This window comes from Anabaena sp. WFMT (genome assembly GCF_051781005.1).
GTDB lineage: Bacteria > Cyanobacteriota > Cyanobacteriia > Cyanobacteriales > Nostocaceae > Anabaena.
Genome location: NZ_JBPWOA010000028.1, coordinates 1 through 17,060, shown reverse-complemented (window position 1 = coordinate 17,060; position 17,060 = coordinate 1). Strand labels below are relative to the sequence as shown.

General features: G+C 37.9%; 14 protein-coding genes and 1 pseudogene. 8 read left to right on the top strand and 7 right to left on the bottom strand.

Annotated elements, in window-relative coordinates:
- Positions 1-243: 243 nt before the first annotated feature.
- The 3 genes from bicA to ACSQ6I_RS18750 all read left to right on the top strand — a co-directional run bounded on the left by bicA (position 244) and on the right by ACSQ6I_RS18750 (position 4,420).
- Positions 244-1,920: a bicarbonate transporter BicA gene (gene bicA, locus ACSQ6I_RS18760; RefSeq protein ID WP_438891815.1), complete on the top strand. Its 1,677-nt coding sequence runs from the start codon at positions 244-246 to the stop codon at positions 1,918-1,920.
- A gap of 801 nt (positions 1,921-2,721) precedes the next feature.
- On the top strand, positions 2,722-3,597 hold the full coding sequence (locus ACSQ6I_RS18755; RefSeq protein ID WP_438891872.1) for a lipid kinase: 876 nt from the start codon (positions 2,722-2,724) through the stop codon (positions 3,595-3,597).
- Positions 3,598-3,829: 232 nt separating this feature from the next.
- Positions 3,830-4,420 carry an exopolysaccharide biosynthesis protein gene (locus tag ACSQ6I_RS18750; protein ID WP_438891814.1) on the top strand — a complete coding sequence of 197 codons (591 nt, stop codon included), beginning with the start codon at positions 3,830-3,832 and terminating at the stop codon, positions 4,418-4,420.
- 613 nt (positions 4,421-5,033) lie between these two features.
- On the opposite strand, the gene ACSQ6I_RS18745 is transcribed toward ACSQ6I_RS18750, so the two are convergent.
- Positions 5,034-5,891, bottom strand: a complete 858-nt coding sequence (locus ACSQ6I_RS18745; RefSeq protein ID WP_438891813.1) for a metal ABC transporter permease — start codon at positions 5,889-5,891, stop codon at positions 5,034-5,036.
- 180 nt (positions 5,892-6,071) lie between these two features.
- A complete protein-coding gene (locus tag ACSQ6I_RS18740) occupies positions 6,072-6,812 on the bottom strand; it encodes a metal ABC transporter ATP-binding protein (protein ID WP_438891871.1) in 741 nt (246 codons plus the stop codon).
- Between the two features lie 212 nt (positions 6,813-7,024).
- On the opposite strand from ACSQ6I_RS18740, the gene ACSQ6I_RS18735 reads away from it, so the two are divergent.
- Together ACSQ6I_RS18735 and ACSQ6I_RS18730 are read left to right on the top strand one after the other, a co-directional pair.
- Positions 7,025-7,993, top strand: a complete 969-nt coding sequence (locus ACSQ6I_RS18735) for a metal ABC transporter substrate-binding protein (RefSeq protein WP_438891812.1) — start codon at positions 7,025-7,027, stop codon at positions 7,991-7,993.
- A 138-nt stretch (positions 7,994-8,131) separates the two neighbouring features.
- The gene (locus ACSQ6I_RS18730) at positions 8,132-8,461 is read left to right on the top strand and encodes a hypothetical protein (RefSeq protein WP_438891811.1); all 330 of its coding nucleotides are present in this window, start codon (positions 8,132-8,134) and stop codon (positions 8,459-8,461) included.
- 340 nt (positions 8,462-8,801) lie between these two features.
- Here ACSQ6I_RS18730 and ACSQ6I_RS18725 read toward each other — a convergent pair whose 3' ends face one another.
- On the bottom strand, positions 8,802-10,406 hold the full coding sequence (locus ACSQ6I_RS18725; protein ID WP_438891810.1) for a mechanosensitive ion channel family protein: 1,605 nt from the start codon (positions 10,404-10,406) through the stop codon (positions 8,802-8,804).
- 430 nt (positions 10,407-10,836) lie between these two features.
- Here ACSQ6I_RS18725 and ahcY point away from each other — a divergent pair, with 430 nt between their 5' ends.
- The gene (ahcY, locus tag ACSQ6I_RS18720; protein ID WP_438891809.1) at positions 10,837-12,114 is read left to right on the top strand and encodes an adenosylhomocysteinase; all 1,278 of its coding nucleotides are present in this window, start codon (positions 10,837-10,839) and stop codon (positions 12,112-12,114) included.
- Between the two features lie 181 nt (positions 12,115-12,295).
- On the opposite strand, the gene ACSQ6I_RS18715 is transcribed toward ahcY, so the two are convergent.
- Together ACSQ6I_RS18715 and ACSQ6I_RS18710 are read right to left on the bottom strand one after the other, a co-directional pair.
- A complete protein-coding gene (locus ACSQ6I_RS18715) occupies positions 12,296-13,129 on the bottom strand; it encodes an HNH endonuclease (RefSeq protein WP_438891808.1) in 834 nt (277 codons plus the stop codon).
- On the bottom strand, positions 13,126-14,583 hold the full coding sequence (locus ACSQ6I_RS18710) for an AAA family ATPase (RefSeq protein ID WP_438891807.1): 1,458 nt from the start codon (positions 14,581-14,583) through the stop codon (positions 13,126-13,128). The genes ACSQ6I_RS18715 and ACSQ6I_RS18710 overlap by 4 nt, the downstream gene beginning before the upstream one ends.
- 362 nt (positions 14,584-14,945) lie before the next feature.
- Between ACSQ6I_RS18710 and ACSQ6I_RS18705 the strand changes: the two are divergent.
- Together ACSQ6I_RS18705 and ACSQ6I_RS18700 are read left to right on the top strand one after the other, a co-directional pair.
- A pseudogene (locus ACSQ6I_RS18705) lies at positions 14,946-15,281 on the top strand (XisI protein).
- A 117-nt stretch (positions 15,282-15,398) separates the two neighbouring features.
- A complete protein-coding gene (locus tag ACSQ6I_RS18700) occupies positions 15,399-15,980 on the top strand; it encodes a Uma2 family endonuclease (protein WP_438891806.1) in 582 nt (193 codons plus the stop codon).
- A gap of 14 nt (positions 15,981-15,994) precedes the next feature.
- Here ACSQ6I_RS18700 and ACSQ6I_RS18695 read toward each other — a convergent pair whose 3' ends face one another.
- Together ACSQ6I_RS18695 and ACSQ6I_RS18690 are read right to left on the bottom strand one after the other, a co-directional pair.
- Positions 15,995-16,309, bottom strand: a complete 315-nt coding sequence (locus tag ACSQ6I_RS18695) for a hypothetical protein (RefSeq protein ID WP_438891805.1) — start codon at positions 16,307-16,309, stop codon at positions 15,995-15,997.
- A 167-nt stretch (positions 16,310-16,476) separates the two neighbouring features.
- Complete coding sequence (locus ACSQ6I_RS18690; RefSeq protein ID WP_438891804.1) at positions 16,477-16,971, bottom strand: hypothetical protein; 495 nt, start codon at positions 16,969-16,971, stop codon at positions 16,477-16,479.
- Positions 16,972-17,060: the final 89 nt, after the last annotated feature.

Here is a 17,060-nt window from a genome sequence, read left to right as displayed (position 1 = left end):
CAGAGATTATTATTAGACATCTGGTGAAAATGATTGTAAAGACGTTCCGCCGGAACGTCTCTACTACAAGGGTTTCAAGCCACGCACATTTAATTACCACCAGATGTCTATTGCTAATAGAGCATGGTTGCATACTTGCTGACCCAGTGCTTAAAGTTGAAGACAGGTGTTGCAGTTTAGCTGACTGAAAAGCATTCAGCAGCCGAAATTCTTTTCTCAACCCACATTATTTATTTCCCGCTCATGCAAATAACTAATACTATTCATTTCCGCAATTTACGCGGAGATATTTTCGGTGGTGTTACAGCTGCCATTGTTTCTCTACCACTAGCTTTAGCCTTCGGTGTTGCTTCCGGTGCTGGCCCCGTAGCTGGTCTTTATGGTGCTGTCTGTGTAGGATTTTTCGCAGCATTATTTGGTGGTACACCAACTCTGATTTCTGAACCTACTGGTCCAATGACAGTAGTAATCACCGGTATTATCAGTTCCTTCACAGCCAACGATCCAGAAAATGGCTTGGCTATGGCTTTTACCGTAGTGATGTTAGCAGGGATATTTCAAATTATCTTTGGCATCTTTAAGCTAGGAAAATATATCACCCTCATGCCCTACAGTGTAATTTCTGGCTTTATGTCAGGAATTGGGGTGATTTTGATTATTTTGCAAATTGCGCCTTTCTTGGGGCAAGCAACCCCTAAAGGTGGAGTATTGGGAATAGTTCAAAACCTACCTAATTTATTAGAAAATATCAACCCCATTGCTTTAATTTTGGGTGTGATGACAGTGGCAATTATTTACTTAACGCCATCGAAAGTTAAGCGCATTGTCCCCCCCCAGTTAATTGCATTAGTAGCGGTGACAGTGGTTTCTTTGGTATTTTTTGGAGATGCAGATATCAAACGCATTGGTGTGATCCAAACTGGTTTACCAAAGATTCAACTGCCAACTTTCACATTATCAAACGTCACCCTCATGTTAGTTGATGGGGTAATGTTGGGGATGTTGGGATGTATTGATACCCTATTAACTGCTGTGGTTGCTGATAGCTTAACCCGCACTGAACATAAATCTGATAAAGAATTAATTGGCCAAGGTATCGCTAACGTAGTATCTGGTTTATGTGGTGGTTTACCCGGTGCTGGGGCAACAATGGGAACTGTTGTTAATATCCAAACTGGGGCGCAAACTGCGGTATCTGGTCTTACTCGTGCTTTGGTATTGTTGGTTGTAGTTTTGGGTGCTGCGGGGATAACTCAGAGTATTCCGATGGCTGTTTTAGCTGGTATTGCCCTGAAAGTAGGGGTTGATATTCTGGACTGGAGTTTCTTAAAACGCTCTCACAAAGTCTCTCTCAAGGGTTCAATCATCATGTATGGTGTGTTACTCTTGACTGTGTTTGTAGACTTAATTGTGGCTGTGGGTGTGGGTATATTTATTGCCAACATCTTAACTATTGAACGTCTTTCTAGTATGCAGTCTGAGACAGTCAAAGCCATTAGTGATGCAGATGATGCTATTGATTTGACTCCAGAAGAAAAGAGTTTATTAGATGAAGCTAATGGCCGCGTTTTGCTGTTCTACTTAAGTGGGGCGATGATTTTTGGTGTTTCTAAGGCTATTTCTCGTGAACATAACGCCATAAAAGATTGTGATGTGATCGTTCTCGATTTGAGTGATGTACCCATGATGGGTGTTACAGCTTCCTTGACTATTGAAAGTGCAATTAGAGAAGCTTGTGAAAAAGGTCGTCAAGTAATCATTGTTGGTGCAACAGGCAAAATTAAGAAACGGTTGGACAACTTGGGAGTTTTGAGCTTATTACCTCCCCATCATTTGATGGTAGACCGCAAGGAAGCACTGACACAAGCAGTTGCTTTAGTTCACAGTTTAGCAACCGAAACAAATGCACCTGTTTCTTAGAGGATATTGGTTAAGTCTAACTTGGTTTAGCGATCGCTCTCTATGCTCTCAATTTTCCTGATCAAGTTGGCATAGGGGAGGATCTGGGGTTTTTGATACATCACAAACCACTGTAAAAACATCCTCTTAGAAGCTAATTGCATCAATCAAAAAAATATCCCCCTATTTTGTCGCTCAAAATAGGGGTTTGTTTTCAATAACTTAGGTTGTTTAAGTCAGACAAGTTTGTATTTTCGATTTTGATTGATTCCCAGGATTTATCCTGGGGCTTGTACCATCAAGGAATTAGGGAACACCAGAAAATAAATTATCCAATCTTGTGGGATGGGCATACTTCGACAAGTCTTACAGTGAGCTTGTCGAACTGCTCAGTACAAGTCCTGCCCGTCCTTGATAATTTGCGGGCAGGATGCCCATCCCACAAGAAATTTTTGTACATTTTTTTATTTGGAAGTCCCTTATTGCTCATTATGACTTACCAAAGATGTGATAAAAAACCTGATTATAATGTAGTTATAATTCATTAATTGCTGCTACTTTTGTTCTGTTGTGCGTAAGTCCTATTCATGTAAATATAGCGACACAGATTAATTCAGCCTTTATTAATTACTAATTCCCTATTACGGATTACGAATTGCTATTATTCCCTAACAAGGAATATACTGATAACTACTAACGTTCAACTAGAGAAATTGAATTGTTAGTAAATAAAATCACAGACTCACCAAGCCTTGACAGTGAAATTCAAGCAAGGTAAAAAACGTGGAAAATTCGATATATAAACTGCAAAGGGTACTACCCATCAGCCCCCGCGCCCTGTTATTAGTAAATCGTCATGCCCGTAAAGGGGAAGAAAACCTCTTGGCAGCTATTCATTGTCTGGAGTCACTTGGTTTTAATGTGATTCCAGAATCTACAGAGAACCCAACACATTTAGGTGATGTTATTAGACAATACCACCATGAAATTGATTTGGTAATAGTTGGAGGTGGTGATGGTACTCTTAATGCCGCAGTCGATGCTGTGGTTGAGACTCAATTGCCTTTAGGAATTTTGCCTTTGGGAACTGCAAACGACTTGGCTAGAACTTTGGGGATTCCCAATTCTTTACCCGAAGCTTGTCAAATTATTGCCGCTGGACAGTTGCAACACATTGATTTGGGTTGGGTAAATGGTAAGTATTTTTTTAACGTTGCCAGTTTAGGATTAAGTGTAAAAATTACTCAGCGATTAACTACAGAAGTTAAACGCCGTTGGGGAATATTTGCTTATGCGGCAGCAGCATTTAAAGTAATTTGGAAATCTCGCCCCTTTGGTGCAGAAATTCGCATGAATGGTCAATCAATTCACGTCAAAACTGTACAAATTGCTGTGGGCAATGGTCGCTATTATGGTGGTGGCATGGCTGTATTTCATGACGCTACAATAGATGATCAGAGACTGGATCTTTATAGTTTAGAAGTTAAGCATTGGTGGGAAATAATACCTTTACTTCCGGCAATGCGCCAAGGTAGACATATACATTGGCCAAATGTCCGTGCTATACAAGGAAAGGAATTTGAGGTTTATACTCGTAAACCACGTCCTATCAATACAGATGGGGAAATCACTACGTATACTCCGGCTGTGTTTCGTGTGATACCTATGGCTATCAGCGTTTTGGTACCACCACTATAAGTAGGTTGGCGTTAAAAATTGTCGTTGGGATAAGGCAGGGTGCAGGGGGAAAAAGGGTTTTAGCCTTGTTTACTTTTCTTGACACGGTTTGGTTTTATTCTGCCCACCTACTTAGTTTTATTAAGAAGTTGAAACATAAAAACTTTGTTTGAGTCTTTATATTTCAGCTATGTCTAAAGCTATGCTCCGCTATCGGGGTTTTCCGGCTACTTTCCTATAAACTTTGAGCAAAATGCATTCGCGATTTTCTCAACAGATTAAATCTTTGTTGCAACGTTTAGCTGAACAGTCACTGACTATCGGTGATATTCTGGCGGAAACTTCAGAACGGGGTTTTAGCTTAGTAATTTCATTATTAGTTCTACCATTTTTATTGCCTATGCCACCAGGCTTTACAGGGCCTTTTGGGGCTGCCTGCTTGCTGTTATCGGCGCAGATGGTTTTAGGCAGAAGAACGCCTTGGCTACCCAGAAAAATCGCTAACTACCAATTTCCTCACGCCATTGCTCAGATCATTCTACACAATCTGCATCGAGTAACTAGGATGTTGGAAAAAATCACTCGTCCCCGATTAGCGCAAATAGCTTCCCATCCTTGGATTTGGCGCTTAAATGGACTGTGTATATTTTGGCTGACAATATTACTAATATTACCAATTCCCTTTACCAATCCCATTCCCACTGTAGGTATTTTACTTTTGGCAGTTGCCATGATTGAATCTGACGGCTTGCTGATATGCATCAGCTACGTGATTACAGCCTTAATTACCTTATTTTTTGGGTTTCTTGGTTATGCGCTGTGGTTTGCCACTCTGAAGAACTGATCCTTCTGAGGCGGTGCTGTTGAATTTGCGATCGCTCAAATAGGAAAAATTTAAAATCTTTACAAAAAAATATACCATCGAAATGTGGGAGTTGATATAATAAAATGCCCAGAATAGAAAACTAAGGAAGATTAATTATCTAAGATCAGCAGTTTATCTGATGATTCCTCTGAATTCTGACTCTAATGGGGAAAGTTCCCTGATGAAGAGAACTTTTTTACTCACAAAAATACACAATAAAGCAATCAAATTATTGCTAAAATAAAACCCCCAGCTAAAAGCTGAGGGCTGCAATCTAATTAAGGTGCATCTACTATTTTCTTATCCGTCTGATTTTTGACTATATCCGGAAGGTCTAGACTGATCAGATATTTTTTTGTATATAATCGAAAAGTGTTGTAGTAAAACCCCCAGTTCCACCTGAGGGCGATTAATCAATTAAGGTATATATACCTCCGTCTGTGTGTCGGGTTAATCAGGAAGAATTAATTAAAAAAAGTGCGATCGCATTTTTTTAGATAAGGGATCGTTTTTTTTGCATCTACCCATCGACGGATAAGCGCCTTATAACCAAATTATTTACATTTAAGTGTATTTATGCTATGGGCTATTTTTACAGAGCTTGTTTCCTTGGTTGACGAGATGCAAAAATTATTCCGTGTCTGGGACTGAATAATAAAGCCAAGGTAAATAAACTCGAAACTACTAAGACAATAGCTGGCCCAGAAGGTAGATTATAAAAATAGCTGATATACATTCCGCTAATACTAGAAATTACACCAATTATGGCTCCGACAATCATAACTTCATGCAAGCGTTTCACTAATAGATAAGCGGTTGCACCAGGGGTAATTAAAAGTGATAATACTAAAATCACGCCTACAGCTTTCATGCTGGCAACAATGGTTAAAGCAATCAACAACATTAAACCAAAGTTGAGACGATTAACTGGCAAACCTGCGGCTTGTGCGCCCAATGGATCAAAGGTGTAAAATAGAAGTTCTTTGTATAATAAAACGATAACTATCAAGACAATCGCCGCAATGATAGTTGTATCTCGCACTTCATCTACAGTTACACTCAAAATATTCCCAAACAGGAAGTGATTCAGGTCGATTTTATTATCTTTTTGAATAACTGTAATTAAAGTCACACCCAGAGCAAAAAATGCTGAAAACACTATCCCCATTGCTGCATCTTCTTTAATGGGTGAGCGTGTTTTAATAAAAGCTATGACCATTGTACTCACGATGCCGGCAATAAATGCACCGACAAAGATATTAGCACCGATCATAAATGCGATCGCTAATCCTGGTAAAACTGAATGGCTGATGGCATCTCCCAGTAATGCTAGGCGTTGTACCATTAAGTAACTACCAACTACCGCACATAATAAGCCTACGAGTATGGCGATGATTAAGGAACGTTGCATGAAGCCATATTGCAACGGTTCTATCAGTGTTTGCAGCATAGAGGAAAATGAACCGCGAAGGCGCGAAGGACGCGAAGGAAGAGAGGAAGGAAGAAAGAATTGCAGTGAACGCACAGTAATGAAGTAGAGAATCTAAATTTAAAGCCAGTTCCTTAGTACCGAGTAGTATCAATATTCTGACTCCTTGCCCTGAGCGAAGTCGAAGGGCTGACTCCTGTATTATGCTGCATCAGAGAAGTACATGACTTTTCCTCCGTAAGCTTGATGGAGGTTTTGTTCTGTGAGGACTTGTTGGCGGGAACCTGTGGCAATTAGTTCACAATTTAGTAAAATTAAATCATCAAAATGAGCGATGGATTCGCCTAAGTCGTGATTAACTACAAGGACAATTTTGTTAGCTGCGGCTAGTTCTTGGAAGACTTCAAAAATTATGGTCTGGGTTTTTTGATCAATTCCTACAAAGGGTTCATCAAAACAGAAAATTTCTGCTTGCTGGGTTAAAGCACGGGCTAAAAATACCCTTTGTTGTTGTCCTCCAGACAGTTCACCAATGGTGCGGTTTTTGAATGTCTCCATTCCCACCCTTTCTAAAGCATCTTTGGCTACTTGGCGGCTAACAGTCGAGAAACTACGCAACCAGCCTGTCTTTTTTACACGTCCCATCATCACTACATCCCAAACCGTAGCAGGGTAATTCCAATCAATTTGGCTACGTTGTGGTACATAGGCAACTCTTTCTAGTTGCTGCATCAGGGCTTTGCCTTCGTATAAAACTTGACCGCTAGTTAAAGGTACTAACCCCAAAATTGCTTTCATCAGCGTACTTTTACCAGCACCATTGGGTCCAAAAATTCCCGTCAGTCGTCCTGGTTTAATAATGCAGTTAACATCCCGCAAAGCTTCCTGTGTCCGGTAGTGTACCCCTAAGTGGGAGATGTTAATGGCTGCGGTGGGATTCATCACAATCGGTTTGATAGTTTGTTCAGAAATCGCTCTTACTTGTCTCTGTAATAAGCTAATTTTTTGGTAAAAAGAGACGTTTTGCATAACCGTACTTAAATATTCATTCCTTGAGTTTACTATAAATATGAGAGAAATATGAAAAAATCTATAATTAGAAGTAATAATGGGGATAAATTAAATTAATACTCAGAATCAATAGTGGTAGTGGGATGAAGAAAACAAAGATTTTTCGGTTGTGTATGGGGATTTTATTACCTTTAACCTTACTCAGTTGTACTCCGTCAGACTCTCAGCCACGGAGAAATGCTAAACCGCAAGTTGTAGCAACTAGCACTGTAATTGCAGATTTAGCTGAAGAGGTTGGTGGAGAGGAAATTGATTTGTTGGGAATTCTCCAAGCCGGTGCAGATCCTCACGTTTACGAACCAGTACCCGCAGATAGCCGAGTTTTAGAAGCAGCAGACTTAATTTTATATAACGGTTATAACTTGGAACCGGGAATTATTAAGTTGATGAATGCTAGTGGAGGGAAAACACGGAAGTTAGCTGTGGGGGAAGTTGTCAAACCTTTAAAGTTAGAAAAAAGCAAAGGTCAAATTGTTCCAGATCCACACGTTTGGGGGAGTGGAGAAAATGCCATCTTAATGGTAAAAGCAATTAGAGATGGATTAATTGAGTTATCACCAGAAGACAAAGATAAATTTACTCAAAAAGCAGCCCAACTTACCGATGAATTACAGCAATTAAATATCTGGATTCGGCAACAAATCCAAACTATTCCCTCAGAAAAACGTAAACTTATCACTACCCATGATGCATTTCAATATTATGGAAATTCCTATGGTATAGAAATTGCTGGAACTTTAATTGGGATTAGTACGGAAGAACAACCCAGCGCTCAAACAGTCAAAGAATTAGTAGATTCAGTGAAAAAAATAGGTGTACCTGCAATTTTTGCCGAAACCACTATTAATCCAGCTTTAATTAAAACCGTTGCCCAAGAAGCAGGTATAAAACTTGCTCCACAACAACTTTATTCTGATTCTATTGGTGCAAAAGGAAGCGATGGAGATACATACATCAAGATGATGGTAGCCAATACCCGCGCTATTGTCACAGCATTGGGGGGTAAATATACGCCGTTTGAACTCAAGCAAGAAATAGAAACAAAATCTTAGCGAGATTAGTCTCTAACTTTAGTCTGAAGCCAAATTTTAATTTCATTCTTAAACTCTTTCCTAAGAAAGAGCTACTTATGGATTTGATTGTTTAAATTGATATTAGTGATAGCAAAAAATTTTATTTTGGTAAAACTCATGACTGATCATCAAGATAAAGAAATTAATCAACCAGTAGATAAAGATAGCTTTTCTAAAAAAGAAGCAAATGTTAAAGAAAGGAGATTAACTGCTAATCCTGGGGATAGAATTTCTGAAGAACCGCAATCAATTGCAGAAAAATCTCAACAAATAGCTGTAGACTCACCAGATATTACAGGCGATCATATTACAGTTCCAACTTATTTTGTAGTTGAAACTCCTGAGGGTGAGCAAAAAGCACTTCACCATGTCAAAGATGCAGAAGAAATTTCTGATATCATTCGTCAAGCGCGAGTAGATGAAGACGGAAATCGAGTTTGGTGGTAAGAGGGTGTTTAAAAAGTTTTTAGGTGGCGAAGCCATTCCCCCCTAACACTCCTTAAAAAGGGGGGAACTAGAGTCAAAGTCCTCCTTTTTAAGGAGGATTTAGGAGGATCTAAAGTTTTTAATACATCAGCAACCACTTTTCAAACATCCTCTTAGAAGGCTCTGCCTATGGTTCTGCGTGATGACCTAGGAGTCATACGCCATGCTGTGCTATCAATAAGAGTAGAGGCAGAGCCTCTGTGATAGCATTCCTAGTCAGAGACTAGGAACGAGGTATGGTAAAGATTTGAGTTTGAGTTGACACTCATGGGGGAGACTCCGCGCCTACGGGGTTGGTGATTTAAAGATGTCTACCTACTTCAGGACTAGATGCGCCATTACCCTGATAATTCAACTGGTGAGAATCATTGATCCAAATTGCTTGTTGTGGTACGGGGATGGAAATATCGGCTTGGTCTAAGGCAATTTTGAGACGACGACGATATTCTCTGGCTACATCCCATTGCTTGAGGGGCTGGGTTTTAATCCATACGCGAATCATCATACCGCGATCGCTAAAATTATCAATTCCCAAAATACTCGGCTTTTCGATAATTTGCCGCTTCCAGAAGGGTTCTTGATTCATTTTCATAGCCACATTCTCGATTAACTGCAAAGCTTCATCAATATTGGCTTGGTAGGAAACTGGAATAGTTAAATCAGCCCGTGACCAACGACTAGAAAGATTGGCTACTATTTTAACTTCGCTGTTGGGAATTGTAATCAAACGTCCTTCCGCGTCCCGGACTTGAGTCATCCGCAAATTGAGATTTTCTACTAAACCGCCCACATCTCCCACATTAATTACATCACCAAGGGCATATTGGTCTTCGAGGATAATCAAAAAACCATTAATGGCATCTTTAATTAAGTTCTGAGAAGCGAGGGATACAGCTACACCAATTAAACCAGCACCTGCCAGTAAAGGAATTATATCTATACCCAAAGCGATGAGAGTGAGTAAAATACCAACTCCCATCCAAATTAAGGTAGTAATACTTTTTGTCACACCTGAAAATGTGGAAACTCGCAGTTGCATCCGTTCCGAAGCTTCTGAGTTTAATAAAACACCACCACTAATTAAAGTTGTAGTAAATTTATCAATCAGGGCATAACTAAACCGAATTGCTACATAGGTTCCTAATACTACAATACCTACTTTCAAAGGAATTTGGGCAGCTGCGAGAATCCCTAATTGTAATGCTCGCGTGTAGGGAAATAGACCCAAAATAACAAAACTTCCACCACCCCAAATACCTGTTTGAGTTAATTGAAATAGTCTTTTTTGAACTTCTGCTAAATGCTGATGTTGCTGTTGATTGAGTTGGGTTGTAATCGGTTGTTCTATTTCGTTGGTTGGGGAAACCGCTTCTACATCATCTTTTTGAAAACGGCGTTGATAACGATATATTAGTAAACTTGTCACAAGCATTGCTAAAGCCAGACTACCTGCAATTTTACCTTGACCGATTAAAGATGAAGTTTGGCGTTCTTCTTTAGCCCGTTCTAACTCTTTTTGTAAATCTTCAGCAATTTGATTAGTGAGTGTTAAAGAATCTACCTGACGTAATTTAGCATCATCAGAATTAACTGTCATCAAGTATTTGTCATTGACATAAATTACTGGCAAATCTTTGAGTCTGCGGATCTGCACATTAATTTTTTGTGTAGATGCAAGAAAGTAATCCTGGCTAATTTCTTGCAAATTCAGTTGGATATTTTGCAACCGTTCTGAAATATTGGTTTTTGATGCAGCGATCTGAAATAAGGGACGACCATCTAAATAAACCCATTCTGAAACGATTGTGTTTTCGGAAGCATTATTTACACTGCTAGGAGTTGATAAGTAAGGTAAAAGAGGAATCTGGGCTGTAGCTTTTGGTACAGAAACAATAGTAATAACCATTGAACCTGCAATCGCCAAAAATTTTAAACGCAATCAAAAACCTCCTTGAGCAAAATCTATCATTGAGTATTTCAATAGTTATTTTCTACCAAAAAAGTTGGGTAAATGTACCTATCTAAGGTTCAATCTTGACCTAAAGATGATGATATTTGCATTTTTTTGGTTATTGTCTATCTTTAGACAGATCATATTCAGGTTTGAATTAATTCAAAACTAAAAGTAAACGTTGATAATACTTTTAGCAGAGAAAGATGAAAAAGAAAAAAGCTAGATAGGGCGTTGATATTGCTCATATCCAAGGTGAAGCTAGGGCTGAGGACTTATTGACTAGCTGATTGCTAATTAACAGCAAATATGGCTACTCGTGAAATAATCTATTAAAGTACGTAAAGGTATAAGCACCTGTTTTGTTTTTTAGAGGATAATTTGAATGACCGCAACTACTCCCAGATTAAAGCACGAGGTTAAAGACCTCGCCCTTGCTCCCTTGGGAAGACAACGGATTGAGTGGGCTGGACGAGAAATGCCCGTATTGAAGCAAATCCGCGATCGCTTTGAGAAAGAAAAGCCCTTTGCTGGATTGCGGATTGCAGCTTGCGCCCACGTGACCACAGAAACAGCACATTTAGCGATCGCTCTCAAAGCCGGTGGTGCTGATGCTGTATTGATTGCTAGTAACCCTTTATCAACTCAAGATGACGTAGCTGCAAGTCTTGTAGCTGATCATGAAATTTCCGTATTTGCTCAAAAAGGCGAAGATAGCGCCACCTATAACCGCCACGTGCAAATAGCATTAGATCATCGCCCCAACATCATTGTTGATGACGGTAGCGACGTGGTAGCAGAATTAATTCAACATCGTCAACACCAAATCGCAGATTTAATTGGTAGCACCGAAGAAACCACTACCGGGATTGTGCGGTTACGCGCCATGTTTAAAGAAGGCGTTCTCACCTTCCCCGCGATGAACGTCAACGACGCAGACACCAAGCACTTCTTTGATAACCGCTATGGTACAGGTCAATCTACCTTAGATGGAATTATCCGCGCCACAAATATTTTGTTAGCTGGTAAAACTATTGTCGTTGTCGGTTATGGCTGGTGTGGTAAGGGTACAGCCCTCCGCGCCCGTGGCATGGGTGCAAACGTCATCGTCACCGAAATTGACCACATCAAGGCTATTGAAGCCGTTATGGATGGTTTCCGCGTCCTGCCAATGGCGGAAGCAGCGCCTCACGGTGATATCTTCATTACTGTGACAGGTAACAAGCACGTCGTTCGGGGTGAACACTTCGATGTGATGAAAGACGGTGCGATCGTTTGTAACTCTGGTCACTTTGATTTGGAACTAGATTTGAAATACTTGGCTGCTAATGCTAAGGAAATCAAGGATGTCCGTCCTTTCACTGAAGAGTATAAGTTGACAAATGGTAAATCCGTTGTCGTACTCGGACAAGGACGTTTGATTAATTTGGCTGCTGCTGAAGGACACCCCAGCGCAGTTATGGATATGAGTTTTGCTAACCAAGCTTTGGCTGTTGAATACCTGGTGAAGAATAAGGGTAGTTTAGCTGCTGGTTTGCACTCTATTCCTGTTGAAGTTGATCAAGAAATTGCTCGCTTGAAGTTGCAGGCTATGGGCATTTTCATTGATAGTTTGACAGCAGATCAAGTTGAGTATATCAATTCTTGGCAGTCTGGTACTTGATATTTTGATTAGTTGATTTTTTGGGGATGAGCTTTTGGGCTTATCCCTTTTTTTTCGTTTTGTGTTATGGATTTGTTTAATGAACCACGAAGGAACGAAGAGCGCGAAGGAAGAAGGGAAGAAAAGAGGTAATCTTCCACTGCGGAGGGAATATCCCTTTTTTTGTTTTTATTCTACTTAATTATTTAGTTAGCCGACAATCTTCAATAAATTGATAACTGTTTGCCATTCCTTCATGCAATACTACTTTCCAATGGTTGTTGGAAAATCGATCTCTTAAACGTTGAGCTTCTTCTAATAAAAATTGTATCACCCGTTTATTAGATTTTGCTTTTATGTGTGTTTTAATACTAGATTGTGTTTCTGATAATACTTCTGGTGAACGGTTCCGAAACCTTTCTAGCAATTTTAATTTGGTATAATGTGATTGAATTAAACTAAATTGATTATCAGAAATACCTATAGGTTGAATTAAAGAATATTCTGCACTTGGTACATCATCTTTATAAGAAATAGAAACATTTAAATAACGCTCAGATAGCAAATTATCATAATATAAATTTATTATTTGTCTTTTTCCCTCTACAAGGAATATGTTAGATTTATATTTATTACAAGTATCACAACAAGGCAATAAATTTAAAGAAAAAACTGCAAATTCAGGGAATATACTTATTGGTAAATAGTGGTCAAATGTATTAGCAGAAGCAATACCGCAATACTGACATTGATTACGTATAGATAAATCCTGTAACTCTCTAATATCAGCTAAAAGTTTATTTAGTGGATTTGTCTTACCTGAATAACAATCTTCTAAATCTTCTTTCTCTAATCCAGTAAAACCTATTGGATTCATTGCTGAAAGATCAGATATAGACTCAGAATAAGTTTTATAATAATTATAAATTTCGAGAGCTATTATTTTTAATCTTTCTCCTCTTTCTAACCTTTTAGCTGAAGCTATCTCATTAAATACCTGAGTTGGTTCTAATGCAGATGGAACTAATTTTCTCATAGATCATCTTCCTCCGTTCTGTCTTCATAAATTGATAGTAAAAAAGATTTAGCATTAAGGCTTAACTGCCTATCAAATAAGTCGAGAATTTCTTCATAAGTATACGTTTCTGATAGTTTTTTAAGATGGTTACGGTAATTATTACGTTCTTCTGATGTCTCAAAAACCTCATCTGTTATAGTTGTCAAATTTTCGCCAAAACACTCAATTCCTAGCTGGCTAACAATTGGATAATTACCTTGCTTTCTGAAAACTCTGACGCATTTGGCAGGGATTTCTTGCAAAAGTATAGGTGAATGAGTTGCAATAATAGCATAGGAGTTAAATGCTTCTAGAAGGATATGAAATGCTCTAGCTACTGAAGCCACTGCATCAGGATGTAAATGGATTTCTGGTTCGTCAAATAGTATAATTGATTCTTCTGAGATGTTTGCAATTACTTCAGTCATCACTAAAGCAAGAATACGTTGTCCTGAACTTAAACGGTCATAAAATAGTAAATTAGAGTTAGTAATAGTATTTTCTGTTTCTGAAATATCAATTGTTGTATCTAAAAGTGCTTCAATAATTTTAGTCCATTGTTGTAAGCGGCTATTTTGTTTTATTTGCTCAATTGCATTTAAAAGTTTGCTACGAATTTCTTGGGTATTAAGAAGCCTATCCTTTTCTCTAATACCACAATATTTATAGCTAAACGTTGAATCTCCTTCTGGAGGACGGTCAAACTCATCAAAGACACTATAGGATATTGCTATTGCTTTGCTAAAGCTTGGACGTGCTGGACTAAATGTTCCTGAGTTTCGTTTTAGCCCACTCATTGAATGAGCAAAATTTGCAAGTAATTGTGTCTTTCCAGTTCCATTTTTACCAATAATTGCAGTAATTCTGTATAGTCCTGTTTCACTTGGAGAAAAGTCAAAATCAATATTATGTTCTGCTTTTGCACCTGGTACAGTACATGAAAAATTAAATATAAAATTTTTTGTTTCAATTAAAGGTTCTTCATCTCTAAATATCATTCCAGCTTCATTGAAGGCTTTTTCTGCGTTACTAAATCTTAGCAACGAGCTACGAAATCCTTCTAATTTTTCAAGTTCGTCTATATTATGTTGACAGTAAATAATATCATTAAGAGCAGTCAATATTGGATGATATACTGATTCACCCAATTTTTTTAGATTGGTATAGTATTCCATATCTTGTCCAATAGAAACAAAATTTTTATCTAATGAATCAAATATTTGAGGTATGTTAGTGTTATATTCACCTAGCTGCAAAATTTTTAGACTTTTCTCGAATTGCAAATTAGCATTATCATCATAATAGTGTATATGAAAAGAAGTCTTGTAGCCATAATCATCCCAGTTATCATAGAATAATGCAACACATGGATATTCTGCGTCTTGTGGGGGTTTTTCTAGGACTCGCCTAAATTGGAATTTATAGAATTTCATTTGAATTGCTAATAAAAATTTTATTTTTTGGTATTACGTTATAGATAAGGTTTCTCAGAAGGAGTTCGCTGTCCAAACAACAAAGGAAGGATAAAACTTCAAAAAGCCTTAATTTATGACAGTATTGCATACTACATGAATTATACCCAAGTGTCAATAATAGCACTTCGCGTGTTCAAAAATCTTGTTTTTAGTCCACGCAGGTGGACTTTGTTTGTATAGCCACGATTTCTAATCGCCAGGGCTTTTATTCGTCAAGAAACCTATTCAGAACTATTTCAAGAACCAGTTGGTAAAATATTATTAGAAAATCAACGCCTTTGTTTACTTGTCTTCGACTCCAAACAAGAGATTATACTGCAATGGATACCTTAGATAAATATCGCCAAATCATTCAAAAAATATTAACCGAATATTCCCAACTTCCCTACGCTTACGGTGAACTAGAAAGACAACTAATAATAGACCAAACCGCCAACCATTACCTACTACTAACATTAGGCTGAGAAAATAATCAACGAGTGCATGGTTGCTTAGTTCATATTGACATAATCAACCATAAAATCTGGATTCAAAGAGACGGAACAGAATACGGTATAGCCAACGAACTTGTTAACGCTGGTATTCCTAAAAATCAAATAGTTTTAGCCTTCCAACCAGCCGATATCAGACAATATACCGAATTTGCAATTACTTAAAACCTTGCAATTCTTCCTCTGCGTTCTCTGCGCCTCTGCGTGAAAAAAAATATTCATAACTTCTTGATATACTAGAAAGATTCCCACACAATCATCTCATGTTAACCGTAACCATATATGACTCTTAGCCAATTTCACCCCTATCTTTCCCCAGAAGAATATTTAGAAGCTGAAAAATCCAGCCCTATTAAACATGAATATATCCAAGGGCAAATTTACGCAATGGCAGGTGCTAGTGATGCCCATGTGACAATTACCGCTAACTTAGTCGCCCTTTTAAGAAATCATATTCGTGGTACAGGATGCCGGCTTTACGTCGCTGACATGAAAGCGAGAATTGAATCTCTAGATATTTTTTATTATCCTGATATTATGGTAACTTGTGATTCAAGAGATACACAATTTGAATATTTTAAACGATATCCGAGTTTAATAATTGAAGTTTTATCACCTTCTACAGAAGCCTTAGATAGAGGTGATAAATTTATTGATTATCAGGAATTAGACACTTTACAAGAATATGTTTTAGTTAGCCAAAATCGTCAACGAATTGATTGTTTTCGGCGCAATTCTGAAGGAAGATGGGTTCTTTATAGCTATAGAGTAAATCAACAGTTAGAATTAACCAGCATCAATTTTTCATGTCTTCTCACTGATGTTTATGAAGACGTTGCTTTTCCTGCAAATTTGAATAAATAAAAGATGATATGGTATTATACTAATTGCTCAAAATCTGGAAGATAAAAACCTTTCCACTTTAAAAGTGCATAGGCATAAGCTTTTTTCAACATTAAATAATCAGCACTCACTCGCAGAGATTTCAACAATAACTTATCTGATTCACTTAATTGATTATTTTGATTTTTTTCTAAAAGTTGTAAATGTAATTCTTGTTGACTTTCAGGAACTTGACTTTGAGCAATAGTTAATAGCTTCTCAATAATTAATTCTTGCATAGCCATTAATTCCCCTTGTAATTCCAGAGGTGCATAATCAACAGCAGGAGAAGCATTAATTTTTGTAGTCATAACTTATCCTGGTATTTGACATATATATATTTTATAACACTTCTCTTCCTTTGCGTCTTTGCGACTTTGCGTGAGATATAAATTATGGTACAGGAGTATTTTTAGGATGTTTCCCCGCATAATAGACAACAACCTTTAATTGCTCCTCATCAGGAACATAAAATAATTCAACCACCACTTTTATTAATAGGTGATGTTAAAGGTATTTCATCAGTCTCATCATTAAAAGCTGCTGCTAACTCAGGACTAATAATAGCTATAGAACTTTCTTTCCATTCATAAATAATAGCATCAATCAAATCCCAAGCCTGATTAGAGGTATCAGTTAAACGAAAAGCCTCACTCACTTCTTTAATAAAATCTTGCAATTCATCTGCATCAAAAACCCGCAACCAACCATAAGGATGTTCATAACCAATTTCTTGACCCAACAACAACCGAAACGCAACCGATAACACCTCAAAAACAGCTTTGCTTTGTGTTACCCCCTTCACTAAATAAGCTACATCCTCACGACGCAACAGCGCAAAAGATTGGTCATTTCTAGTAATAGTAATTGGGTGTTCATAAGCCTTATCTAAAACCTTTCCAGGTTGACGATTTAACTCAGTAGCTGTCACTAACTTATCTGAGTAAGCATTGCTAAAAATTGCCATTGACATGATACCCGCATTTTCAAGAAACGCTGACTTAATCTAAAAATAATATTACGTACTATTATACGTAGCTCTTATCATTTGTCAATAGCCCT